23 protein-coding genes are annotated in these 23119 nt (G+C 68.2%); 9 read left to right on the top strand and 14 right to left on the bottom strand.

Annotation, left to right across the window (positions count from 1 at the left end; translation table 11 throughout):
- Window positions 1-32 precede the first annotated feature (32 nt).
- The 4 genes from BJ987_RS31250 to BJ987_RS31235 form a co-directional block, all read right to left on the bottom strand.
- Complete coding sequence (locus BJ987_RS31250) at window positions 33-698, bottom strand: peptidylprolyl isomerase (RefSeq protein WP_245366210.1); 666 nt, start codon at window positions 696-698, stop codon at window positions 33-35.
- 96 nt (window positions 699-794) lie between these two features.
- A complete protein-coding gene (locus BJ987_RS31245; protein WP_209896662.1) occupies window positions 795-1247 on the bottom strand; it encodes a VOC family protein in 453 nt (150 codons plus the stop codon).
- 96 nt (window positions 1248-1343) lie between these two features.
- Complete coding sequence (locus tag BJ987_RS31240) at window positions 1344-2375, bottom strand: FAD-dependent oxidoreductase (protein ID WP_209896661.1); 1032 nt, start codon at window positions 2373-2375, stop codon at window positions 1344-1346.
- Between the two features lie 53 nt (window positions 2376-2428).
- Complete coding sequence (locus BJ987_RS31235; protein ID WP_307869815.1) at window positions 2429-3118, bottom strand: class I SAM-dependent methyltransferase; 690 nt, start codon at window positions 3116-3118, stop codon at window positions 2429-2431.
- Window positions 3119-3294: 176 nt separating this feature from the next.
- Here BJ987_RS31235 and BJ987_RS31230 point away from each other — a divergent pair, with 176 nt between their 5' ends.
- From BJ987_RS31230 to BJ987_RS31220, 3 genes are all read left to right on the top strand, one after another.
- The gene (locus tag BJ987_RS31230) at window positions 3295-4059 is read left to right on the top strand and encodes a hypothetical protein (protein ID WP_209896660.1); all 765 of its coding nucleotides are present in this window, start codon (window positions 3295-3297) and stop codon (window positions 4057-4059) included.
- Between the two features lie 41 nt (window positions 4060-4100).
- Window positions 4101-4694, top strand: a complete 594-nt coding sequence (locus BJ987_RS31225; RefSeq protein ID WP_209896659.1) for a TetR/AcrR family transcriptional regulator — start codon at window positions 4101-4103, stop codon at window positions 4692-4694.
- A 68-nt stretch (window positions 4695-4762) separates the two neighbouring features.
- Window positions 4763-5956, top strand: coding sequence for an MFS transporter (locus BJ987_RS31220; RefSeq protein ID WP_209896658.1), 1194 nt, complete (start codon window positions 4763-4765; stop codon window positions 5954-5956).
- A gap of 67 nt (window positions 5957-6023) precedes the next feature.
- Here BJ987_RS31220 and BJ987_RS31215 read toward each other — a convergent pair whose 3' ends face one another.
- Complete coding sequence (locus BJ987_RS31215) at window positions 6024-6590, bottom strand: 3'-5' exonuclease (protein ID WP_209896657.1); 567 nt, start codon at window positions 6588-6590, stop codon at window positions 6024-6026.
- 170 nt (window positions 6591-6760) lie between these two features.
- Here BJ987_RS31215 and BJ987_RS31210 point away from each other — a divergent pair, with 170 nt between their 5' ends.
- Complete coding sequence (locus BJ987_RS31210; RefSeq protein WP_209899384.1) at window positions 6761-7417, top strand: formylglycine-generating enzyme family protein; 657 nt, start codon at window positions 6761-6763, stop codon at window positions 7415-7417.
- A gap of 9 nt (window positions 7418-7426) precedes the next feature.
- Here the strand turns inward: BJ987_RS31210 and BJ987_RS31205 are convergent, their stop codons facing one another.
- From BJ987_RS31205 to BJ987_RS31195, 3 genes are all read right to left on the bottom strand, one after another.
- Entirely contained in the window at window positions 7427-8137 is a 711-nt protein-coding gene (locus BJ987_RS31205; RefSeq protein WP_209896656.1) for an alpha/beta fold hydrolase, read from the bottom strand.
- Between the two features lie 27 nt (window positions 8138-8164).
- A complete protein-coding gene (locus BJ987_RS31200; RefSeq protein WP_209896655.1) occupies window positions 8165-9127 on the bottom strand; it encodes an alpha/beta hydrolase in 963 nt (320 codons plus the stop codon).
- Window positions 9128-9219: 92 nt separating this feature from the next.
- Window positions 9220-10227: a GlxA family transcriptional regulator gene (locus tag BJ987_RS31195; protein WP_209896654.1), complete on the bottom strand. Its 1008-nt coding sequence runs from the start codon at window positions 10225-10227 to the stop codon at window positions 9220-9222.
- Between the two features lie 75 nt (window positions 10228-10302).
- Between BJ987_RS31195 and BJ987_RS31190 the strand changes: the two genes are divergently transcribed.
- On the top strand, window positions 10303-10935 hold the full coding sequence (locus BJ987_RS31190) for a TetR/AcrR family transcriptional regulator (RefSeq protein ID WP_209896653.1): 633 nt from the start codon (window positions 10303-10305) through the stop codon (window positions 10933-10935).
- Here BJ987_RS31190 and BJ987_RS31185 read toward each other — a convergent pair.
- A complete protein-coding gene (locus BJ987_RS31185; RefSeq protein ID WP_209896652.1) occupies window positions 10904-11686 on the bottom strand; it encodes an alpha/beta fold hydrolase in 783 nt (260 codons plus the stop codon). The genes BJ987_RS31190 and BJ987_RS31185 overlap by 32 nt on opposite strands.
- 63 nt (window positions 11687-11749) lie before the next feature.
- Between BJ987_RS31185 and BJ987_RS31180 the strand changes: the two genes are divergently transcribed.
- Entirely contained in the window at window positions 11750-12094 is a 345-nt protein-coding gene (locus BJ987_RS31180; protein WP_209896651.1) for a MerR family transcriptional regulator, read from the top strand.
- Here BJ987_RS31180 and BJ987_RS31175 read toward each other — a convergent pair whose 3' ends face one another.
- Both BJ987_RS31175 and BJ987_RS31170 read right to left on the bottom strand, forming a co-directional pair.
- Window positions 12095-12436 carry a DUF6766 family protein gene (locus BJ987_RS31175; protein WP_209896650.1) on the bottom strand — a complete coding sequence of 114 codons (342 nt, stop codon included), beginning with the start codon at window positions 12434-12436 and terminating at the stop codon, window positions 12095-12097.
- Window positions 12437-12489: 53 nt separating this feature from the next.
- A complete protein-coding gene (locus tag BJ987_RS31170; RefSeq protein ID WP_209896649.1) occupies window positions 12490-13065 on the bottom strand; it encodes a TetR/AcrR family transcriptional regulator in 576 nt (191 codons plus the stop codon).
- Window positions 13066-13154: 89 nt separating this feature from the next.
- Between BJ987_RS31170 and BJ987_RS31165 the strand changes: the two genes are divergently transcribed.
- Window positions 13155-13592, top strand: coding sequence for a GNAT family N-acetyltransferase (locus BJ987_RS31165; protein WP_209896648.1), 438 nt, complete (start codon window positions 13155-13157; stop codon window positions 13590-13592).
- Between the two features lie 4 nt (window positions 13593-13596).
- Here the strand turns inward: BJ987_RS31165 and BJ987_RS31160 are convergent, their stop codons facing one another.
- The 3 genes from BJ987_RS31160 to BJ987_RS31150 form a co-directional block, all read right to left on the bottom strand.
- Window positions 13597-14742, bottom strand: a complete 1146-nt coding sequence (locus tag BJ987_RS31160) for a serine hydrolase domain-containing protein (RefSeq protein WP_209896647.1) — start codon at window positions 14740-14742, stop codon at window positions 13597-13599.
- A gap of 93 nt (window positions 14743-14835) precedes the next feature.
- On the bottom strand, window positions 14836-15231 hold the full coding sequence (locus tag BJ987_RS31155; protein ID WP_209896646.1) for a DUF8820 family protein: 396 nt from the start codon (window positions 15229-15231) through the stop codon (window positions 14836-14838).
- A gap of 9 nt (window positions 15232-15240) precedes the next feature.
- Window positions 15241-16230, bottom strand: coding sequence for a DUF6745 domain-containing protein (locus tag BJ987_RS31150; RefSeq protein ID WP_209896645.1), 990 nt, complete (start codon window positions 16228-16230; stop codon window positions 15241-15243).
- 155 nt (window positions 16231-16385) lie between these two features.
- On the opposite strand from BJ987_RS31150, the gene BJ987_RS31145 reads away from it, so the two are divergent.
- Both BJ987_RS31145 and BJ987_RS31140 read left to right on the top strand, forming a co-directional pair.
- Complete coding sequence (locus tag BJ987_RS31145) at window positions 16386-17510, top strand: acyl-CoA dehydrogenase family protein (protein WP_307869814.1); 1125 nt, start codon at window positions 16386-16388, stop codon at window positions 17508-17510.
- A 70-nt stretch (window positions 17511-17580) separates the two neighbouring features.
- A complete protein-coding gene (locus BJ987_RS31140) occupies window positions 17581-23043 on the top strand; it encodes an ATP-binding protein (RefSeq protein WP_209896643.1) in 5463 nt (1820 codons plus the stop codon).
- Window positions 23044-23119: the final 76 nt, after the last annotated feature.

The following is a 23119-nucleotide window of genomic DNA, read 5'->3' as shown; positions in this document are numbered from 1 at the left end:
AACTCACCGCGTACTGACCTCGACGTTTGTGATCAGAAGGTGGCGGTGGTGATGGTCACCGGCTGGGCGGGCAACCCGTCACGGGGGCCGCGTTCGCTGGGCGTGATGCCCGCGGCGACCATACGGTCCAGGGCGTCCATGCCGCGGATCACCTGGCCGAGCACGGAGTAGTTCGCTGGGATGTTGGCGAACGAATGGACGATGAAGAACTCACTGCCGTTGGTACCTGGACCCTGGTTGCCCATCGCCACTGTGCCGCGAGGATAGGTTTCGGTGCCGCTGACCTCGTCCGGGAATTTGTAGCCGGGACCGCCCTTCTCCACCTCGTAGATGTCACCGCACTGCAGGACGCCAAGGCGGGCGCTGTCGGTCAGCCGCCAGCATCGGCTCTGGTCGTAGAAGCGTTGCGCCACAAGACTTGCCATGTTCTGGACGGCACAGGGCGCGGCGCCGGCACGGTCGAGGCGGATGGTCACCGGACCGTAGTTGAAGTGGAAGGTGACATCCATGGTGCCGAGTGCCGGCGCGACGGGCGGCGGGGGCGACACCGGACGTGCCGCGGGATTCTCTGGGGTGGGCGTGAATTCGCACCACACCACGGGTGGCGACACGGAGGCGGCCGCCGGTGTCGAACCGGTGATCAGCCCGCCCAGCGACGCGATGGAAACGGCGAGCGCGAAACCCCAACGTGATCCCATGCAAGCAAGCTAGCCGAATCCACCCGAACACGTTCGCGGAAGCCACAATCCGGGCGAACCCGGCTGACCAGACGAGCCGGGCGACCGAACCGCGAACTAGGCGACGCAGAATTCGTTGCCTTCCGGATCCCGCATGACCCACCAGTGACCGGCGGGGCCCTGGTCGAACTCCTGAACGCGGGTCGCACCCAGTTTTTCGAGCCGTTCGACGAGCTTGTCCCGTCCGTCCGGGCCGCTGTGGATGTCGATGTGCAGGCGATTCTTGGCCGACTTGCGCTCCGGCACGTCCTGGAACAACAGCCGCCTGCCCTGGCCCACGCCGCTGGTCTGGTCGAACGGATCGTCGGGATGCCGGACGGCGGCCAGCCCTCGGAAGTTCTTACGACCTTCGTGTTCGATCACGGCGGCCTCGGGCAGCTGACCGGAAGCGAGGAGCTGCTCGATCAGCGGGGTGGGATCTTCGACCTCGTATTCCAGCGCGGCGGCCCAGAAATCGGCGAGGACAGGCGCGTTCACGCTGTCGATGATGAGTTTCCAACCTAATGCCATGGGCGTAGACATTAGACAAGGGGTACGACAACTACGGGATTTCGATTCGCACCGCGACCGTGCCGTTGGAATTCGCCGCGCGGCACCTGAGTTGATCTACGGTCGCGGGCTGGCGAAGCGACGCTGGGACTGCTCGCGTTCGACGGTGATGCGCGCTCGCCGGTCTGCCATCGCCGCCGCCGGGTCGCCGCCCGCGAGCAGTGCCTCGAATAGTGCGGCGGCATCGTCGATCGCCTCGATCGCGCCGCGGGCGGCGGCCGGGGTGATGGCGTGATCGGCGTCTCCGCACAGGATGACCGGCGCGGCTGGTGGCGCGGCGCCGGTGAGCGGCACGATGCGGGCGTTCGAGACGTGCACCCGGTCGGTGGCGGCCAGGAGCGTATCCATGGCCTCGGGCAGATTTGGCGCGGCCTGCCGGACCGCCTCGGCCCAGTCCGCCGTTGGGTGGAATCCGTTGCCTTGCTGGAGGATTGGGTCGCGGGTCAGGCGCACGAACCAGAAGGCGGCATCGTCGTTCCAGTGGTGGCCGAACGTGCTGAGGGGGATGGGGCCCGCGCCGAGTTGTCCGTCGAAGTGCAGGATCGTCGGGTCGGTGTGCAGGAACACCCGGCCCCGCGTCGTTCCGTAGAGGACGACCTGCCCGGCGTATCGCGGGACTCGCTCGGGTTCGAGTCGTCCGCGGGCGATCGAATCGATCCCGTCGGCGGCGATGAGCAAGTCGTCCACGGCGACGCCCCGATCCTCGCTGTACAGGGTGCCGGTCACCGGGTCCACCTCGGTGACAGCCACGTCGTAACGGATGTCCGCCCTTGCGGCAGTGGCGAATTCGGTGAGCACACGCATCAGCTCGGACCGCCGGTAGAGTCGTTGCCCGCCGCTGCCGATGGCGTTGCGGGTGTCCGGCCGGTAGTGGAACTGCAGGCCCGGCACCGGGTAGGACGCGGCGTGCAGATCGCCGAGCGATACGCCGAGGCCGGCGAGCACATCGTGGGCGTGCCTGTCGAGAACGAGGAAGGCGCCGCCCCGGGCGCTGGGCTGACGCTCGAACACTGTGACGGAGTGATTGCGCCGCGCGAGAGCCCCCGCCAGCACGGTTCCGGCGATGCCGCCACCGATTATCGTGACCATGTGTCCCCGTCCGAGTCGAGCCTGTATCGCAGATCCCTTGCGGCAGAATAGCTTCAGGGTCCGGTATGCTCCACCGCTCCGGCCCGCCGCGCGGCGAAGTAGAGGATCGGACCCGAGCAGTCGAACCGCTCGATCGTCAAGCCCGCTCCGGTCATCCAGCGCGCGATGTCTTCGCGGCTACCGCTGTGGCCGAACATCCCGACCCGCCGTGCGAGCACTTGAAACGCCTCGGATCGCACCCCGGCCCCGCGCACCACACAGCTTCCGACCAGTCGGCCACCCGGCCGCAGACACCGGGTGATCTCCCGCAGCGCGGCCGCCGGGTCCGGCAGGCAGTGCAGCCCGTTATAACTCACGCACACATCGAACTCGTTGTCGGCGAACGGCATTGCCTCGATATCGGCTTCCACCACCTCGAGCCCTTCGACACCCTGCCGCCGCGCGCGGGCCCGAGTCCGTTCCAGCATCGCCGCCGAGATATCGGTCGCCACATAACGCAGCCGCTGACCCGTCCGCAATCCCCGCAACGCGACTCCACCTCCGCAAGGCACGTCCAGCACCGCGGTCCCGTCCGGCAACTCCCCGAGGAATGCCATGCTCCGGTAGAGCGACCCGACATCGGTTCCCCACAGCGCCCACCCGGCGGGCCGAGCCAGCGCCTCCCGCTCGACCACGGCGTCGTAAGCTGCCGCCCAGACCTGCCCGAACGCCTTGGCGCGCCACATCTCTCGAACGTCCACCACCACGGGCTCCTCACGTTCCGGAAGCGACGGTCGCAGAATAGCGCGGGCTGCCCGGCAGCGTGTGCCGTTGCGATGCGGAACGGTGTCTTTTCGCTGCCGCGTGTCGGGGCTTGCCTCCGCAGTCCGGTGGGCAAGCTGGCCCGGTACGGATGACCAGCGGATACGGAGGTGGCCGAATGAGTAGTCCGATGCGAGCGGCTGTGATGATCGCGGCTCTGGCGGGTCTGTTGGGTGCACCGGCCGCGGGGGCGGACCCGCTGGACCCGAACGCGGTGCCACCGCGCTCGGCGATATCGGTGCGCACCAACGTGCCGAACCTGCAATGGGGCACGGCCAACGAGCATCAGCAGCGCGGGGCGCTGTCGCTGGCGAAGCTGTATCTGGCCGACTACGCGATCCGCCACGGCGACCACTCCGCCGAGGACCGGGACCTGGCCGAGCGCATGATCCGCTATTCCGACGACAGCGCCGCCACCACGATGGCCGCGAAGTATCCGAAGGGCATCGCACTGGTCGCGGCCGAATACCGTTTGCGTGACACGCATTCCGGCGACGACTGGCGGACCTGCACGACCAGCACCGCCGATGTCGCCGACTTCCTGAACAAGAAGCGCCACCAAGATCCGGATTCCCCGATCCTGGACTGGATGTCCTCGCCGGGCGCGGTCGCCGCCGACGGCACCGTGCAGGACTGGGGCACCACCTGGCTGCCGGGGGCGCTGGGCACCAAATGGGGTTGGTCGGATTTCGAGCCCCAAGAGGTCGCGTCCGCCTCCTACGGCATCGGATTCACCGTTGCGGCACACACTTACGGCTCCGGCCCCGATCAGACCACCGATGTGCTCAGCGCTGTACCGGATGTACTCAGGCACCTCATCACGCGGCGCCTGACCGAGGGCGTGCGGGAGTGGGAGGCGATGTGGTCGCCTCGCGTGCCGTGACCGGCGGAAGCTATTTATCACACATGTGATACATTGCTTTCATGCCAGCTCGAATCGACGCGCAACAACGCCGCAGGGATGTCGTCGAAGCGGCGTTCCGGCTGCTGGTGGCCGAGGGATTCAGCGGCTTGTCCCTGCGCAAGGTCGCGGCTGAGTCCGGTTTGAACATCGGCTCGGTGCGCCACTACTTCGACGACCACCGCGATCTGCTGGTCGCGGCGGCCACCGAGGTCGGCGATCGGATGGGGCAGCGGCTCGCTCGTCATCCGCTCGAGGCGCTGCGCGGACGTACCGGCACACAGGCCGTCGACGCGCTACAGGCGCTGGTCGAGGAGTTGCTGCCGGTCGACGCCGAACGCCGCGTCGAATCCATCGTGCTGCTGGAATTCATCCTCGCGGCACGGGTGCACCCGATCTTCCGGCCGGTGACCGAACAGATGGCCGCCGACATGCGATCGGTGCTGACCGAGGCCCTGGGTGTACTCGGGACGCCCGAACCGGCCGAGCGAGCCGAACAGCTCGTCGCGTTGATCGGTGGCCTGGCGATCGACGCGGTGACGCCGCACGGTTCGATCGGCATCGAACGATTGCGCAAAACCCTTCGGGCGCACCTTGATTCGGTGCTGTCCGGCTGACCGTATCGCACACTGAGCCCGCTGCGCGACGCATCGGGTATCTCGTCCTGCGCCCAAGGAGATTCGCCGTGCCCGCGTGGCTGTTCGCACTGCTCGCCGCCGCTTTCGTGCTCTATACCGACGACTATGTGATCGCCGGTGTGCTGCCGGAGATCGCTCGGGATCTCGGTGTCGGCGAAGCGCAAGCCGGTCAACTGGTGACCGTCTTCTCCCTGACCGTCGCCCTCGTCGCACCGATCGCGGCCGTCGCCTTGGCACGGGTCACCCGCCGGCGTCTGTTCACCATCGCATTCGCACTCTTCATTGCGGCGAACCTGCTGGCCTCGACCACGAACAGTTTCGGTGCACTGCTGGCGCTGCGGGTGCTCGCCGCGATCGCCGCGGCCGCCTCGACCCCCGCGTTGTTCGCCTTCGCCGCCGAACGCGCGCCTGTGGAGCGCACCGGAAGATACGTCGCTGTCGTCGCACTCGGCGTGACCGGCTCGATCGCGGCCGGCGTCCCGATCGGCACCTGGATCGGCGGCCGGTACGGCTGGCAGGCGACCTTCCTCGCGATGGCCGTGGCGGGAGCCGCCGCGCTGGCGTTCCTGCTCAGCGTCCTGCCCAGGCAACTGGGCCCGTCCACCGGCGCACTCGCGATCACCGACCAGTTGCGCGCTCTCGCCAGCCCACCGGTCTCCCTCGGCCTGTTGGCGAACTGTGCCCTGATGACCGGGTCGATGATGATGCTGACCTATCAGGCCCCCTACCTCGCCGCCGTCAGCCACGCCACCGTGGAACAACGCGCACTCGCGTTCGCCCTCTCCGGTTTCGCCGGGATCGCCTGCATCTGGCTCGGTGGTCTGGCCACCGACCGGTGGGGCCCGGACCGTACCTTGCGCGCCGGAATCATCCTGTTCATCGCCACCATGGCGATCCTCTGGCTGCTCGGATTCGCCCGGCCGGTCCCGCTTCCGGTCATCATTGTGGTGGGAACGGTGCAAGGTGGGATCGCCTTCTGGAATGCCCCGGCAGTCTCCGCTCGCCTCTATACCCTCGCCGGTCCCGTCGCGGCTCAAGCGCTGGCTCTCAACACCTCCGGCACCTACCTCGGCGTCGCCCTGGGCGGAGCCCTCGGCGGTCTGACCCTCGGTAGCCTCGGCGCTCAACAACTCCCGGCTCTCGCGGCCGCGCTCGGCCTGACCGCCCTGGCCGTGCTGACCCTCGCCGTCAACGCCGCGAAGCCGGCCGTCCCAGTGGAACGGATTGAGGACCGCGCCTAGGCTTACTCGATTGTCGTTGTCGCCCAGGCATTTCGATCGTCGTGCGAGGCGACTGGTGCCGGCCGGGTTACTCGGTCGTTGTCGCCCGCCACACGTTCCGGCCGACGATGTCGAGCACCAGGGCGGCGATATTCCAGGCGTCGTCAGCGCCGCTGTGGTGGCGACCCTCCAGCGGCAGTCCGGCGATGCCGAGTGCGCCCGCCATGCCCTGGCGGCGGCGCAGGTTGTAGGCCTCGGAGAAAAGCAGTTTGGCGTTGGTGTGCCGGGAATTGAACGGGTAGGGAGTGTTGGTGGCACGGCACTGGGTGATGAATTGCTTGCGGTCGTAGTCGCCCCAACTCGCCCAGGGGCGCACGGCAGCTCGGTGTTCGGTGACCAGAAGCTGACAGGCTTCGGCGAACGAGCGGCCGGTGTCGACCTCGGCCTGGGTGAGCCCGGTGAGTTCGGTGCAGAATTCGCTCACGACGGAGCGTTCGGGGCGGACGAGGATGCGGTGCTTGGCGATTCGTTCGCCCGCGTCGAGATCGACCACGGTCAGGCCGATCTCGATGATCTCGTTCACCATGCCGGGCGGCGTCGAATCCGCCCAGCAGGTCGCCTCCACGTCGACGACATTGAGCAGGCCGTTGGTCATCGGGCGAGCGTAGGGCTGTGTGCCGCGCGGTTCAATCGAATTACGCCGCGTTCATCGTGTTGCGCCTGTCGAGTTCACGGTGGACCGGCGAGCCTGGCAGGGACTGGTGCGGGAGTCCGGCCAGGCGCGCCACACGCCTACGATGACCTCCGATGAACGCAGCAATCGAGATGACCGCTCTGTCCGGGGGCGAGGTGACCTTGACCGATCGACGGACCCAGCGCAGCTGGCCGGTCGAGGTGGCGCCGTTCGAGCTGGCGGTCTTCCCGATCACCCAGGTCCACTACGCGGAGATCACCGGCGAGCGGCCGAGCGCCGCGCACGGGGAGCGGCGACCCGTCGAGAGTGTGTCGTGGCCGGACGCGGTGCGCTTCTGCAACGCGCTGTCGCGCGCGGCGGGGCTGCGGCCCGCCTACCGCTGCCGCGGCGACGAGACGGAGTGGGACCGCGCGGCGGACGGCTATCGATTGCCGACCGAGGCCGAGTGGGAGTACGCGTGCCGGGCCGGCAGCACCGGGCCGCGCTACGGCGACCTCGACGAAATCGCTTGGTATCGCGCCAATTCCGGCGAACGACCGCACGATGTCGGAAGCAAGCTCGCCAATGCCTGGGGCCTGCACGACATGCTCGGCAATGTCTGGGAATGGTGCTGGGATCTCTACGACATCGAGGTCTACGGCGCCTATCGAGTGCTGCGCGGTGGTGGCTGGTTCGACGAACACTGGAGTTGCCGGGCCTCGGTGCGCCGCCGCAGCCATCCCAGTCTGCGGATCGACGACACCGGTTTCCGGGTCGCGCGGTCGGCAACCGCGCGACCTCCTGGCTAACGGCTCGCGCTACTTCGTCGCCGCGAGTGTGATCAGATCGCTGACCGCGCCCGGGTGGGAGACGCTGACCGCGTGCGAAGCCGCGATCTCCACCGCATGCGACCCGGCGCGTTCGGCCATGAAGCGCTGGGCCTGAATCGGGATGTTCTTGTCGTCGGTGGTGAGCAGGGCGAAGGACGGGATGTGCTGCCAGGCGGCGGCGGTGGCTCCCTGTTCCAGAGCGTCCAGCGCCACGGGACGCTGGGTGGCGGCCATCAGCGCCGCGGTGGCGGCGGGCACGTCCCCGGCGAACTGGGCGGGGAATTCATCCTGGCGGATGTAGAGCTCGGTGCCGGAATCGCCGTCGGCGAGCGGGTAATTCGCCGGGCGGGTGGTGGGTCCGAGGGTGGAGCCGGGGAACTTGCCGGTCAGCTCGAGCGCGCTTTCGCCCTCGGCGGGAATGAACGCGGCGATATAGACCAGCGCGGTCACGTTCGTCTTGCCCGCCGCGGCGACGGTGATGACGCTGCCGCCGTAGGAATGGCCCGCCAGCACGACGGGGCCCTCGACGGTGTCGAGCACCGAGGCGACGTAGGCGGCGTCGGTGGCCAGCCCGCGCAGGGGGTTGGCGGCGGCGAGAACGGAATAGCCTTGGGCCCGCAGGTTTTCGACGACGCCGTGCCAGCTGGACGAGTCGGCGAAGGCGCCGTGCACCAGGACGATGGTGGGTTCGGTGCTCATGGGTGAAGTTCCTTCCGGGACGGCACGTCAGGCGTGCAGGGCGGCGCGCAGCACCGAGACCGCCTGGGCGACTGCTGCTTTGGCGGCATGGGTGTCGTGCATGGAGTTGACCATGACGAAGTCGTGGATGATTCCGCCATAGCGCGCCTGGATGACCGGAACACCGGCCGCCCGCAACTTCCCGGCGAACGCTTCGCCCTCATCGCGCAGCACATCGGCTTCGGCGGTGATGACCAGCGCGGGCGGCAGGCCGGTCAGCTGCTCGGTGGTGGCGCGCAGCGGGGAGGCGGTGATCTGGGCGCGATCCTCGGCGCTGGTGGTGTACTGATCCCAGAACCACTGCATGCCCTCCCGGGTCAGGAAGTAGCCCGTGGCGAACTGCTGGTAGGAGCCGGTGTCGAAATTGGCGTCGGTGACGGGGTAGAACAGCACCTGCTGCGCGAAGGACACATCACCGCGTTCCTTGGCCATCAGGGTCAGCGCGATGGCCATGTTCCCGCCGACCGAGTCACCCGCGACCGCGATCCGTCCGGAATCCAGCCCGTAGTCCGCGCCGTCGGTCGAAACCCATTGCGCCACACGGTAGGACTGCTCGTTGGCGACCGGGTACCGGACGTCGGGCGAGCGGTCGTATTCGGGGAAGACCACCGCGGCGCGCACGCCGACGGCGAGATCGCGCACCAGCCGGTCGTGGGTGTGCGCGTCGCCGAAGACCCACCCGGCGCCGTGGGTGTAGAGGATGACCGGCAGCGTCTCGGTGACACCCTGCGGCTTGACGATCCGCACCCGCACCGAGCCGGTCGGCCCGCCCTCGACGGTGATCCACTGCTCGTCGATCTCCGGCTTGAAGATCGGCGAATCCTGCACCGAGTCAACCGCTTTGCGGCCTTCCTCGGGGGCGAGCTGGTAGAGGAACGGGGGCTCGGAGGTCGCGTCGACGAACTCCTGAGCTGCCGGTTCGAGGGCGATTCCGTGCGGATTTCCAGACATGAGATTTCCTTCCTGAACGGGATTGGGCCACTTCCAGTTTCCTCCTGGCAATCCTGCGCGCGCCCCTCGCCACGGGCCGGGAATACCACGGATCAGGACACCAGCGCCGGTTCCCGGTGCGTGACCGGCCGAGTGGACCGGAATCGTTGCTGATATTTCAGCGGCGGAATGCCCAACCGGGCCACGAACGCCCGCCGCAGTGCCTCACTGCTGCCGTATCCGGCGGCCATGGCGGCCTCGGTGACACTGTGCCCGGCGTGCAGCATGTCGCGCGCGACCCCGAACCGGATGAAGGCGACGTACTCGGCGGGGGAGCGTTCCAGCTCCGCCCGGAATAACCGCGTCAGGTGCCGGGCGCTCACCCGGGCATGGGCGGCCAGTGTCTGCACGGTATGCGGGTACGCGGGATCCGCGCAGATCAGATCGACGGCTTTGCGCACCAGCGGACTGCGCGGCGCGGGCCCGGACAGCGACGCCGAGAACTGCGATTGCCCGCCCGAGCGCTGCATGTAGACCACCAGCAACTGCGCCACCCGGCGCGCCACATCGGCTCCGTAGTCCTCCTCGACCAGCGCCAATGCGAGATCCACCCCGGCCGCCACCCCGGCCGAGCTGTACAGATTGCCGTCGCGGACGAAGATCGCGTCCGGTTCCACCGTGACCGCGGGATAGCGCCGGGCCAGATCCGCGGCGAATTTCCAGTGCGTGGTCACGCGGCGTCCGTCGGACAGGCCGAGTTCGGCCAGGACGGCGGCGCCGCTGCAAATGGAGGCCAACCGCCGCGTCCGCGCCGCCAACCGCCGGGCCGCGGCGAGCACCTCGGGGGTCATGAACCGCGATGCCGGTAATTCGCTGCCGGGGATTACGACCGTGTCGAATTGTCCGGCGTCGGCGGCCGCGACGTGCACCTCGATCTTCGCGCCGATGGAGGTCTGCACACTGCCGCCGTCCGGCGAGACCAGCACGACGTCGTAGCCGGGCACCGCCTGATTGGCTTCCACGAAGACCTCCGCCGGGCCGGCGAAGTCGAGCATCTTGACGCCGTCGAAGACCAGGATGCCGACGCGGCGGCGAGGTTGCTCGGGGGGAGTGGGAGCCATCGCACCAGTATTCTGGAGGCATGCCTCCAGAACAAGCGATGTGGGCCAACCCACGCGCGTTGGTACGGTGACCGAATGGGACGGCCACGACAGTTCGATGAATCGAGCCTGCTGGACGCCGCCACGGAGTTGTTCTGGTCGCACGGATTCGACGACACGTCGGTGGAGGATGTGTCGCGCGCGACCGGCGTCGGCAACGGAAGTATCTACGGTGCCTACGGCAACAAGCGGGGGCTGTTTCTCGCCGCGTTCGCGCGCTACTGCGAGGGCCGTGGACGGTTCGTCCGCGATACCGTCGTCGCCGCGCCGGGTTCGGCGCGCGCCGCCGTGCGGACGCTGTTCGAGGCGGTCATCGACGATTGCACCGCGCATCCGGATCGGCGCGGTTGCCTGATGATCAACAGCATCGCCCAGCTGGGCAGCCGCATCCCCGAGGTGCTGACCATCGGCGCCCGGACCACCGCGGCCATGGAGGACGGCGTCGCCGAGCGGTTACGCCGGGCGGCCCGGACGGCGGGCGAACCGGTCGACGAGCAAGCCCTGGCCGCGCACAGCGCCACCGTCGTGGTGGTGGCGCAGGGCCTGATCCAGTTGAGCCGCTTGGGCATTGCCCGGGACCGGTTGTCCGAGATCGCGGAGGTTTCGGCGGCGGGGCTGACTCCGGTTCAACTCGTCGTCACAGACCGTGGCGGTTCAGGAAGTCGGTGATCACCTTCTGCCATTCCTCCGGGCGTTCCGCCATCGGCACGTGCCCGGTATCGATCTCGGCGTATTCCGCCCCCGCGATGTGTTCGGCGAGGTACCGGGAATTGGCGGGGGAGACGAGCGTGTCTCGGGTAGTCGCGATGACCAGCGTCGGCACGGCGATCCCGGCCAGATCGGCGGTGGTGTCGGCACTGCGCACCGCCCCCGCCTGCTCGGCGGCTCCGGCGGGCACGCCCGCCGCGATGGTGTCGAGCAACTCGGCCACCTGATCGCGCGGCACCGCGTTGAAGAAGTCCTCCCCGAAGCCCGTCAGCGCGACGAATCGGGCGAAGCCCGCGAGATCGCCCGCCGCGAGGTGGCGTTGCCAGAGGTCCAACGCGGCTGCCGTCCGGTTGTCGGCCAGCGCCAGCCCGGCCGTCAGCACCAGCCCCCGCACGCGTTCCGGCCAGCGCGCCGCCAGCCGTACCGAAACCAGGCTGCCCAGCGAATACCCGAGCAGCGTAAAGGTTTCCACGCCGGCGCGATCAGCGGCCGCGACGATGCCCTCGGCGAGCATGTCGACGGTGAGGTCGCCCGTGACCCGCGGTGTCGCACCCGAGCCCGGATAGTCCGGGGCGACCACCGTGTGGCCTGCGGCCAGCGCGGGAATGATCGGCGCGTAATTGCCCGCGATACTGCCGCCGGCGCCGTGTGCGAGCAGGATGCCGGGACCGGTGCCGTGCGTGGTGGCGGAGAGTGTGGGAATTCGTGTCATGGCCGCGAGGTTGCCGTATGACATCAGTGTGAAGGTCAAGTCGTCGAAGGGAATCTCGCACCCATGCGCATCGGAGAACTGTCGCGCCGCACCGGAGTGAGCCCACGATTGTTGCGCTACTACGAACAGCAGGGCCTGCTGACCTCCGAGCGCGATGCCAACAGTTACCGCTGGTATCAGCCCGACGCCGTCACCCGCGTGGCCCGTATTCGTGAACTGCTCGACACCGGTCTGCCCACCGAAGCGATTCGTTCCTTACTGCCGTGCACCGAGCAGGGTCCCGGTCTGGTGGCCTGCCCGCACTCGGTCCAGGTGCTGGACAACCAGCTCTCCAGGGTCGACGAGCAACTGAGCGAACTGCGGCGCCGCCGCGCCGCGCTGCTGGACGTCAGCGGCACTCTGCGTTAGTCACGCGGGATCTTCGCGCACCTCGCCCGGCGCGACCACCGACGCTATCGCGTCGACCTTCGCTTCGATCCGTTCCAGATCCTCGGCGTCGACGCGGAACAGCCAATGTTTGGCGCCGAGCAACAGGATGGCCTGGAAGATCAGTTGCAGCCATTCGCTCTGCCAGTTCTCGAAGGTGCTGGCGAGGAAGTTGTGCCAGAAATCGGTCCAGGCGAAAGGCTGCCCGAGGGACTGCTGCGTGCTGCGGAAATCGTTCAGCTGCATGACGAACTGCCCGAACCATGATCCGGCGAATAAGAGGAGCAGCAGGTAGACCGCTCCCCACCGTCTGAAGTGGGCCATGATCGGGGAATACCCGCGAATATGCAGCTCATTCTCGGCAAACCCGGCCGAAATCAACGGCGGTTGACGTCCTCGGTCGCGGGCCGGTCGAGGATGATGGCCGACGCGCGGGCGCGGACCTCCTCGCGGGTGCGACCGGGATGGCCGGCCGCGAGGAACTGATTGCCGATGGCCAGGCAGAAGGCGAGCAGGCTGCGGGCCTCCACCTCGTCGGGGTCGGAGCAGAAGGTGCCGATCATGTCGCGCAGCAGGTCCATGCGGACGTCGTCGACCCGGCGCAATCTCTCGGTGACCGCGGGGTCGCGGCGGGCCCAATCGCGGATCGCCAGGTCGATGCCGAGCAGTCGATCACCGGACAGGGTCAACCGGCCGGCCAGCACGACCTTGGCGCGCGGGTCGTCGATGTCGGCGACCCGCGCGAGCACGTCGACGGTGCACTCGCGTTCCCACTGCTCGAGCATGGCCTCGAGGAGGGCGTTGCGGTCGGCGAAGTAGCCGTAGAACCCGCCCTTGGTCACACCGAGCGCCTTGGCCAGTACCTCGACGCGGACCGCGTCCACGCCACTGGCCGCCAGAATCTGGAAACCCTGCTCGATCCATGCCTGACGCGGCGTGCGCGCGACGCCCAAAGGTGGCTCCTCTCACCGCTTTCCCCAGTCATAGGTCACCGTATACGAGCCTCCTGGCCGCTTCGGCGCACTGCCGCTATCGTGGCGCAATGATCGCTATCGGGCCGCCGCAACCGGCTGATCGTCCGGCGTGGGAGCGGCTTTTCCAGGGCTACAACGCCTTCTACGGCCGCGAGACCATGCCGGACGGCTTCTACGACCGGGTCTGGACCGAGTTCCGATCCGGGGCCCGAATGCACGCGCTGGGCGCGAAGCTCGAAGGTGAACTCGTCGGCCTCGCGCACTTCTTCGCTCACCCGAGCACCACTTCGGCGGACGTCTGCTACCTGCAGGATTTGTTCACCGCACCGGCGGCCCGCGGCAAAGGCGTTGCCCGGCAACTGATCGCCGCGGTCCGATCCTGGGCCGCCGAACAGGACTGCGCCCAGGTGTACTGGCACACCAAGCAGGACAATCACGCCGCCCGGCTGCTGTATGACAAGGTCGCCGAGAATCGGGGCTTCATCCAGTACGTGCTGCCCGTCTGAGTTTTCAGGGCGCCGGGCAGGCCGCGGCGGTGAGCGCGCGGCTTCCGGCGGGAAAGCGCTCCTTGTCGGTGAAATCCTGGTTCAGCGCGATGGTTACGGCTCGGCCGGTGGCCGGCACCACCCCGGCGTAGGTGATCGATCCGGGTATGCCGCCGTTGTGGCCCCAGAATTCCGATCCGCACGGCAGCGCCAGGCGCATCAAGCCGAGACCATATGCCATGTCCCCGTTTTCGCCGACGGCCCGGACATTCTTCATCTCCGCCAGCTGGGCCGGCGGCAGCAGCTTTCCGTCCAGGAGCGCGGTGAAGAAGCGATTGAGGTCCGCGCCGGTGGCGACCATGGCTCCCGCCGGGCCGGCGGCCGAGACGTTCTGGCTGGTGTAGTCGATCCGCCGGCCGTGAACCTCGCTGTAGCCGACGGGATGCGGGCCGCGCATCTCGGTTTCGTCCGGAGCGGGGTAGTAGGTGTCGTGCAGGTCGAGAGGTTCGAGGATGCGCCGGGTGATTTCCACCGCGATCGAATAACCGGTGACCCGCTCGATCGCCAGGCCCGCGAGGGCGTAATTGGTGTTGGAGTACTCCCATTTCGTGCCCGGTTCGAACACCGCGGGCGCGGTCAGGGTGGTGCGCAGGACCGCGACCAGATCCGTGGTCTGCCACCGCACCTGCTCGCTGACGAAGTCGAGCTGCCAGGGCTTGGGCGTCGCCCCGAACTCCGCCACGTATTCGGGCAGTCCGCTGGTGTGCTGCAACAGGTTTCGAATCGTGATCCGATTCCCGTCGATCCCGGGACCGTGCACCATGCCGGGCAGATACCGCTCGACGGGCGCGTCCAGCTCCATCCTGCCTTCGGCCACCAGCTGTAGCAGCACGGTGGCCACGAAGGTCTTCGTGTTGCTGCCGATCCGGACGCGTGCGTCCTCGGCGAACGGCGCCCCGGTCGACTCATCGCCGGCACCGGCGCTGACCCGCCAGGTATGACCGCCGTCCCCGATCACCGCCTGTGCCCCCGGATAACCCAGCCGCACAGCGTCTTTCAACGCGGCGGCGATCTGCTCGCGCCCCGCTTCCGGTGCTTGGATCGAATCGTCCGCACCACAGGACACCGCCGTCAGTAGCCCAGTCACCAGCACCGCAAGTTTCAGCTTCACGGCACCAAGCTACGGAAGGTGCGGCTCAGCGATCAGCCTGCTACCGCCCGAATGTCCGGTGGTGCTGACACCACCGGACAGCGGACTTGCTCGTCAGTCGGCGACCAGGCGGGTTCGGAAGCCTTCGAATTCGCGCTGCCGGCGCACCAGGTAGGTTCCGGGCGCGCAGCCGGAGGCGCCGTGCTCGGGATGCATGAGGTAGGCGACGGCGATGGCCTGGAAAATGCCGATGGCCAAGCGCTCGGAGTCGAAGAAATCGGTGGTCCAGCGGCAGGTTCCGGGCTCGGCGACGAGCACGTGCGGATTGCCGCCCGCCGCGCCGCGCAGCAATTCGATCTCGGTGGGATAGGTCCAGACGGGGTCGGCATGCCAGGAGATCGCGCCGGAGACGAACTCCAGCGGTACGACCAGGAGGTCACCCTGGGCCTGGAGGCCGTCGATCACCGGGATACGCAGGGCTTCGGTCGTGGATTCGTAAGTGCGAGTCATGGTTTCACCTCAGGTGCGGCGTTGGAGCAGGGCATATTGGTCACCGGTCAGGCCGTAGGTCCAGCCGGCCGCGGCGAGCGGGTCGGTGAAGCCGCTCGGCACGGTGAGCCCGTAGCGGCGCCGGGTGCCGTCGCGTTCGACCGAGCCGTTCACGGCGACGAGCACATTGAAGGATTTCCGCATGTCGTAGAGGCGCAGCTCGAAACCGGTGTTACCGGGGTCGGGTGCGGTGGCGATCAAGCGCATGCCCGCCTCTTCGATGTAGGCGGGCCAGCCGAATCGTTCGATGGCACAACGCCTTACCTCGACATTGACCTCGGCGTCGATCCGATCGACGGTCGGATCGGTGAGCACCCACTCGGGTACCCGGGTGCCGTGCCAGGCGTGCACGGTCCACCCGTCGCTGTAGCGCAGGGCCGGTCCTTCCGCGCAGTGCAACCGCAGTGCGCCGTGCTCACCCCAGATCTCGGTGTGCGCGAGGATCGGTCGTTCCGCGAGGACGCACCCGTCCTCTTGCGGCCACCACCAGCCGCAGGACTGAGCGACTCTGTGCCACAAAGTAATTCGTTCATCGGCATAGCCGCCGCTCAGCTGCCGTACCGCGTCGGCCTGGGCGAGCCAGGCCACCGACAGTGTGCGATGCCAGCCGCTGCCGCTGGTGAACGAGGTGCCGTTCGCCTCGGCTACGATCAGCGATCGGATTCCGTCGACGGAGCGCGTCAGCGATCCGAGCAAATGCTCCCGTATCGCCGAGTGGACTGTGGGTCCGAGGCGGCTCTGCTGCCCGTCGATATGCATGTGCAACTCGGCGCGAAGTGACGAAAGTTCTCGGGCTACCGAGGATTCGGATTGTCGAGCCGGTTGGCCCGGTGGTCCGGTGTGTAATGCCGCCAGCGGCGAGGCAACCCACCGGAAACGTGGTGGTCGCCGACCCAGCAGGCGGTACAGATCGGAGATGGCCGCTTCCGCGGCGGGACGATCGGCGGGCGTCGTGGACATCGCCGTGCCCAGCCATTTTTCCCGGATTGATGCAGCGTGCCGCTGCGCGAGAACGTTCACCGGACGGCGGTGACGTTGTCCTTTCCAATGATCATGGCCGAAATGGTAACGCCGAACGGGTCTTCTGTCGATTCCCTTCGACCAGAATGCAATTCGTGACCAGTACCGAGAATTCGATGTCATTGCCCGAAACCGAGAATCTGTTGCTCGACCGAGTCGGCGAACTCGCGGCCGGATTCGCCGCCGTCGCGGCCGAATACGACGACCGAGCCGAGATCGCGGTCGGCCACCTCGAGGCGCTGCACGCCGCCGGCGCCGACGCCGCCGTGCTGCCGGAGCGGGTCGGCGGGCAAGGTTTGAGCTACCGGGCCTTCGGGCGGTTGCTGCGCATCCTCGCCAAAGCCGATCCGTCCACCGCGACGATTTGGTTGATGCATGCCGGGGCGGGCGTCGGCCTCGCCGAATTGACCGAGACCAGCGGCTCGTTCTTCGCCGAGGAATTCCTGGCGGGCAAGCGGTTCGCGAACGCGCTGTCCGAACCGGCCAGCGGCAACCGCTTTCTCAACCCGCAACAGGATGCCGTCGCCGCGGCGGGCGGGTGGTCGCTCACCGGCGCCAAACGCTTCGTGTCCGGCGCGGAGATCGCCGACTACCTGATCGTCAATGCCCGGGTAGACGATGTGCCGACGTTCTTCGGCGTCCCGCTGCCCGACCCCTCGGTCTCGGTCATCCCGATCTGGGACACCCTCGGCCTGCGCGCCACCCGAAGCCAACTGCTGGCTTTCGACCACACCGTGCTGCGCTCCGAGTACCGCGGCCGCGCACCGGGCTATACCGACTTCGCCACGATTCCGGCCGGCCTGCCCGCGATTTCGCTCGGCATCGCTGATGCGGCCCTGGACGCACTGGTCGCGCACGCGCGGTCGCGAGTGATCCTGGGCAAACCGCTGGCACACCAGCAGTGGGTACAGTTCGAAGTGGCCGATGTCGAATCCCGTTCGGCGGCAGCGCATGCGCTCTACGACCGCGGTCTCCTGGAGGCGGATCACGGGCTGCCCAGCTTCTTCCCTACGCTGATGCGTGCGAAGTATTTGGCCAACAAGGTCGCCGTCGAGGTCGCGCAATTGGGCGTCCGAGTGGGTGGAGCGTCGGGCTATTTGAAGCAATCTCCGATCCAGCGTCACCTGCGCGACGCGGAAGCCGGGCAGCTGATGGCGTACTCGACCGAGGTGATGGCCGGCGAAATCGGCCGCGAAGTGCTCAAAGTGACCGACGAGTAACTCGCAGATCATGCAGTGAACGTGCTTACCTAAGGGCAATCTAGAGCCAACGGACGGAAGGAGCCGGCGAGTGTTCAACCGCATCGCCATCGTCAACCGGGGCGAGGCCGCTATGCGCCTCATCCACGCCGTGCGGGATCTCGCCGCGGAGACTGGGCGGTCGATCGAAACCATCGCCCTGTACACCGATGTCGATCGGAACGCGACATTCGTGCGCGAGGCCGACCGCGCCTACGATCTCGGGCCGGCCTCGGCCCGCCCGTACCTGGACCTGAAAGCGCTGGAGAAAGCGCTGGTCGCGACGGGTGCCGAAGCCGCATGGGTGGGTTGGGGTTTCGTCGCGGAGGACCCGGCGTTCGCCGAATTGTGCGACCAGATCGGGGTCACCTTCATCGGTCCCAGCCCGGACGCGATGCGCAAACTCGGCGACAAAATCGGCGCGAAACTGATCGCCGAGGAGGTCGGCGTCCCGGTCGCGCCGTGGAGCCGCGGCGCGGTCGAGACGGTCGAGGCCGCCATCGCCGCCGCCTCCGACATCGGCTACCCGTTGATGCTGAAAGCGACCGCCGGTGGCGGTGGTCGCGGCATCCGGGTCATCACGAACGAAGCCGAACTTGTCGAGGCCTATGAACGCACCCGGCAGGAAGCCGTGCGCGCGTTCGGCAGCGGCGTGGTGTTCCTGGAACGGCTGGTCACCGGCGCCCGGCACGTCGAGGTGCAGGTGATCGCGGACGGCCAGGGCACCGCGTGGGCGCTCGGCGTCCGCGACTGCTCGGTGCAGCGGCGCAACCAGAAGGTCATCGAGGAGTCGTCCTCGCCGGTCCTCGGCCCCGAGCAGGTGGCCGAGCTCAAGACGTCGGCCGAGCGGCTGGCCATCGCCGTCGGCTACCGCGGCGCGGCCACCGTCGAATTCCTCTACCACCCCGGGGACAAGCTGTTCGCCTTCCTCGAGGTCAATACCCGTTTGCAAGTCGAGCACCCGATTACCGAGTGCACCACCGATTTCGATCTCGTCCGCGCGCAGTTGCACGTGGCCGCCGGTGGCCGGCTCGAGGGCGAGCCGCCGGCCGAGCGCGGGCACGCCATCGAGGCGCGGCTGAACGCCGAGGACCCCGACCGCGACTTCGCTCCCGCGCCGGGCCGCATCGAGCGGCTGGACCTGCCCGCCGGACCGGGCATCCGGGTAGACACCGGCGTCAGCGAGGGTGACACCATCCCCGCCGATTTCGACTCGATGATCGCCAAGATCATCGCCTACGGCCGCGATCGCGACCAGGCCCTGGGCCGGCTCCGCCGCGCGATGGCGGAGACCCGCGTGATCATCGAGGGCGGCGCGACGAACAAGAGCTTCGTGCTCGACCTGCTGAACCAGCCCGAGGTGATCGACGGCAGCGCCGACACCGGCTGGATCGACCGAGTACGCGGCGAGGGCCGGTTGGTCTCGCATCGGCATTCCGCCGTCGCGCTGGCCGCCGCCGCCATCGAGGCCTACGAGGAAGACGAACGGATCGAGCAGCAGCGGTTGCTCTCCACCGCGTCCGGTGGCCGTCCCCAGGTGCAGCACGACAGCGGCCGGCCGCTGGATCTGAAGCTGCGCGGCGTGACCTACCGGGTGCGGGTCGCCCGCATCGGTGCGCACCGGTTCCGCATCGGCATCGAGGCGGGCGGCGAAATCCGCACGGCCGACGTGGATCTGGAGCGGACCGACAAGTACACCGGTCAGATCGTGGTCAACGGCATCCGGTACCGCTTGCTCACCGGCACGCACGGCACGATTCACCTCGTCGACGTCGACGGCGTGACGCATCGGGTCAGCCGGGACGAGGGCGGCGTGCTCCGCTCGCCCGCGCCCGCGCTGGTCGTCGCCACACCGCTGGAGGTCGGCGACGAGGTCGAGGCGGGCGCGCCGGTCCTGGTGCTGGAGAGCATGAAGATGGAAACGGTGCTGCGCGCGCCGTTCAAGGCCCGGCTGAAGGAATGCGTGGTCTCCGTCGGTACGCAGGTCGAGACCGGCGCGCCGCTGCTGCGGCTGGAGCCGATCGCCGACGACGACGAGGCCGAGGACGAAACCGCCGTCGGCTCGGTCGAACTGGACCTGCCGGACGGGCCCGAGCAGATCGAGCACGAGCGCACCACCCGGGGCCAGGAGAACCTGCGCAGCCTGCTGCTGGGCTTCGATGTCGATCCGCACGACGAAAGCCGGGTACTCGACGATTACCTGGCCGCGCGCCGGGTCGCCGTCCAGGACGGCCGCCGCCCGCTGGCCGAGGAACTCGAACTCATCGACCTGTTCGCCGACCTCGCCGACCTGAGCCACAGCCGGGCGGCCGGTGAGGACAGCCAGGGCCACGTGCACAGTGCCCGCGAGTTCTTCCACACCTACCTGCAGAGCCTGGACGTCGAGCGGGCCGGTCTGTCGGAGTCCTTCCAGGACAAGCTCGCCAAGGCACTGGGCCACTACGGTGTCACCGAGCTGGATCGCTCGCCCGAACTGGAAGCTGCGGTATTCCGGGTATTCCTTGCCCAGCAACGACTTTCGGACACCGTGCCGGTGATCACCACACTGTTGCGCGAGTGGTTGCAGGAACCGGTGCCGGACCAGGTGCTGCGCGATCCGGTGGGTCTGGCGCTGGAGCGGTTGCTGGCCGCGACCCAGGTGCGCTTCCCGGTGATCGCCGATCTCGCGCGCGGCGTCGTCTACGCCTGGTACGGCCGGCCGCTGCTGCGGCGCAACCGCGCCCGGGTCTACACCAATGTCCGCAAGAACATGACCTACCTGGACGCGCACCCGGACGCGCCCGACCGCGCCGACCGGATCGCCGAGATGGTCCGCAGCACCGAACCACTGGTGCGGCTGCTGGGCCAGCGCCTGGAACGGGGCAGCCGGGACAACACGGTGATGCTCGAGGTGCTGACCCGCCGCTACTACGGCAACAAGGGCCTCACCGGCGTGCGCACCGAGCAGGCCGACGGTTGCGCCTTCGTGATCGCCGAACGCGACGGCCTGAGCCTTATCTCGGCCGCGGTGCGCTACGACGCCCTCACCGCCACCCTGCGCGGGCTCACCGAATTGGCGAGCGGCGCGGCCTCTGTCGACGTCGACATCTACCTGAGCTGGGAAGACCAGCCCGCCGACTTCGACGCGATGGCGGCGGCCCTGCAGGAGGCCATCGCCGCGCATCAGGTGCCGAACCAGGTGCACCGGATCACCGCCACGGTCGCGGGCAGCGGCGGCGCGGTCATGCACCACCACTTCACCTTCCGCCCGTCGGCCACCGGTATGGCCGAGGAGCGGTTGATCCGCGGTCTGCACCCCTACATCGCGCAGCGGATGCAGATGGAGCGGTTGCGCAAGTTCGACCTCACCCGACTGCCGTCTTCCGACGACGAAGAGGTGTACCTCTACCGCTGTGTCGCGAAGGAGAACCCGGGCGACGACCGCCTGATCGCCTTCGCCCAGGTTCGCGACCTGGCCACACTACGGGACCAGGACGGCAATCTGCGCGCGCTGCCGACCGCCGAGATCACCATCGCCACCTGCCTGGATTCCATCCGCCGGGCGCAGTCGCGGCGGCCGTCGGCCAAGCGGTTCAACACCAACCGGATCGTGATGTACATCTGGCCGCCGGTCGATGTCACCCGCGCGGAGTTGCAGTCGATCATCGGCGGGCACGTGCTGCCGACGACCGCGGGTGCCGGGCTGGAGGAGATCCTGCTCATCGCACGCGAGCGCGATCAGGAGACGGGCGAGCTGACCAAGGTCGCGCTGCGCATCTCCTTCGACTCGCACGGCGGCACCGAGGTGACCGTCGGCGAGCCGACCGACGACGTCGTCGAGCCGATCGACGAATACCGGCAGAAGGTGCTCCGCGCCAGCAGCCGCAACACCGTCTACCCCTACGAATTGACCGGTCTGCTGGGCGAATTCGCCGAGTACGACCTCGATTCGGACCACACGCTGGTGCCGGTGGACCGGCCGAAGGGCCGCAATACCGCGGCGATCGTCACCGGTGTGGTCTCGACGAAGACAGCGCGGTACCCCGAGGGCATCACCCGGGTGGCCCTGCTCGGCGATCCGACGAAATCGCTCGGCGCGCTGTCGGAACCGGAGTGCCGTCGCGTGATCGCGGCGCTGGATCTGGCCGAGCGGATGCAGGTGCCGGTGGAGTGGTACGCGCTGTCTTCGGGCGCGCGGATCTCCATGGAGTCGGGTACCGAGAACATGGACTGGGTGGCGGCCGCGCTCAAGCGGATCGTCGAGTTCACCCAGGCGGGCGGCGAGATCAATATCGTGGTCGCGGGCATCAATGTCGGCGCGCAGCCGTACTGGAACGCCGAGGCCACGATGCTCATGCACACCAAGGGCATCCTGGTGATGACGCCGGATTCCGCGATGGTGCTCACCGGCAAGCAGGCGCTGGACTTCTCCGGCGGCGTGTCGGCGGAGGACAACTTCGGCATCGGCGGCTACGACCGGGTGATGGGGCCGAACGGCGAGGCGCAGTACTGGGCGCCGAACCTGCCCGCCGCACGCGACGTGCTGATGGCGCACTACGACCACACCTATATCGCACCCGGCGAGTCCGGTCCGCGTCGAGCCGTGACCAGCGATCCGGTGGACCGCGATGTGTCCAGCTTCCCGCACGAGCTGGCGGGCAGCGACTTCAGCACCGTCGGCGAGATCTTCTCCGCCACGGCCAATCCCGATCGGAAGAAGGCCTTCGACATCCGCACGGTGATGCGCGCGGTCTCCGACCAGGACCACCCGGTGCTGGAACGCTGGGCGGGGATGGCCGACGCCGAGACCTCGGTGGTGCTGGACGCGCATCTCGGCGGTATCCCGGTCTGCCTGGTGGGCATCGAGTCCCGCGGAATTCCGCGGCGCGGTTTCCCGTCCACCGACGGTCCGGACACCTACACCGCGGGCACCCTGTTCCCGCGGTCGTCGAAGAAGACGGCGCGAGCCATCAACGCCGCCAGCGGAAATCGCCCGCTGGTCGTGCTGGCGAACCTGTCCGGCTTCGACGGCTCGCCCGAGTCGCTGAAGAAGCTGCAGCTGGAATACGGCGCCGAGATCGGCCGCGCGGTGGTGAACTTCCAGGGACCCATCGTGTTCTGCGTGATCTCGCGGTACCACGGCGGTGCGTTCGTAGTGTTCTCCAACAAGCTGAACCCGAATATGACCGTGCTCGCCGTGGACGGCTCCTTCGCCTCGGTTCTCGGTGGCGCGCCGGCGGCCGCAGTGGTGTTCTCCGGTGAGGTCAATACCCGCACGGCGTCCGATCCGCGGGTGCGCGAGCTGGAGGCCCGCGCGGCGAACGCGTCGGGCACCGAGCGGGCGGCGCTGACGGCCGAACTCGGTGAGCTCCGGTCCTCGGTGCGCGCGGAGAAGATCTCGGCCGTGGCCGCGGAATTCGATCGGGTGCACGATATTCGGCGCGCGGTCGAGGTCGGTTCGGTCGACGCTGTCATCCGGGCCGACGAACTCCGCCCGCGCATCATCGAGGCGATCGAAGCGGGTCTGCCGGGCTAGCACTCAGGCTCGACCCCGCACTTGGGGCGGGTCGAGCATCGGGCAACAAAAGGGTGGCTGCTGTTGCAGCCGCCCT

It is taken from the genome of Nocardia goodfellowii, assembly GCF_017875645.1.
GTDB lineage: Bacteria > Actinomycetota > Actinomycetes > Mycobacteriales > Mycobacteriaceae > Nocardia > Nocardia goodfellowii.
Note: the sequence above shows the minus strand (reverse complement) of the source record. Positions and strands in the feature narration are given on the sequence as shown.

Bases quoted from the DNA above. Each gene is read 5' to 3' on its own strand.
- BJ987_RS31165 (WP_209896648.1), top strand. From the start codon at position 13,155: ATGATCGCTATCGGGCCGCCGCAACCGGCTGATCGTCCGGCGTGGGAG.
- BJ987_RS31175 (WP_209896650.1), bottom strand. From the start codon at position 12,436: ATGGCCCACTTCAGACGGTGGGGAGCGGTCTACCTGCTGCTCCTCTTA.
- BJ987_RS31195 (WP_209896654.1), bottom strand. From the start codon at position 10,227: ATGGCTCCCACTCCCCCCGAGCAACCTCGCCGCCGCGTCGGCATCCTG.
- BJ987_RS31155 (WP_209896646.1), bottom strand. From the start codon at position 15,231: ATGACTCGCACTTACGAATCCACGACCGAAGCCCTGCGTATCCCGGTG.
- BJ987_RS31250 (WP_245366210.1), bottom strand. From the start codon at position 698: ATGGGATCACGTTGGGGTTTCGCGCTCGCCGTTTCCATCGCGTCGCTG.
- BJ987_RS31200 (WP_209896655.1), bottom strand. From the start codon at position 9,127: ATGTCTGGAAATCCGCACGGAATCGCCCTCGAACCGGCAGCTCAGGAG.
- BJ987_RS31225 (WP_209896659.1), top strand. From the start codon at position 4,101: ATGCCAGCTCGAATCGACGCGCAACAACGCCGCAGGGATGTCGTCGAA.
- BJ987_RS31215 (WP_209896657.1), bottom strand. From the start codon at position 6,590: ATGACCAACGGCCTGCTCAATGTCGTCGACGTGGAGGCGACCTGCTGG.
- BJ987_RS31150 (WP_209896645.1), bottom strand. From the start codon at position 16,230: ATGTCCACGACGCCCGCCGATCGTCCCGCCGCGGAAGCGGCCATCTCC.
- BJ987_RS31185 (WP_209896652.1), bottom strand. From the start codon at position 11,686: ATGACACGAATTCCCACACTCTCCGCCACCACGCACGGCACCGGTCCC.
- BJ987_RS31190 (WP_209896653.1), top strand. From the start codon at position 10,303: ATGGGACGGCCACGACAGTTCGATGAATCGAGCCTGCTGGACGCCGCC.
- BJ987_RS31205 (WP_209896656.1), bottom strand. From the start codon at position 8,137: ATGAGCACCGAACCCACCATCGTCCTGGTGCACGGCGCCTTCGCCGAC.
- BJ987_RS31245 (WP_209896662.1), bottom strand. From the start codon at position 1,247: ATGGCATTAGGTTGGAAACTCATCATCGACAGCGTGAACGCGCCTGTC.
- BJ987_RS31210 (WP_209899384.1), top strand. From the start codon at position 6,761: ATGACCGCTCTGTCCGGGGGCGAGGTGACCTTGACCGATCGACGGACC.
- BJ987_RS31240 (WP_209896661.1), bottom strand. From the start codon at position 2,375: ATGGTCACGATAATCGGTGGCGGCATCGCCGGAACCGTGCTGGCGGGG.
- BJ987_RS31180 (WP_209896651.1), top strand. From the start codon at position 11,750: ATGCGCATCGGAGAACTGTCGCGCCGCACCGGAGTGAGCCCACGATTG.
- BJ987_RS31230 (WP_209896660.1), top strand. From the start codon at position 3,295: ATGAGTAGTCCGATGCGAGCGGCTGTGATGATCGCGGCTCTGGCGGGT.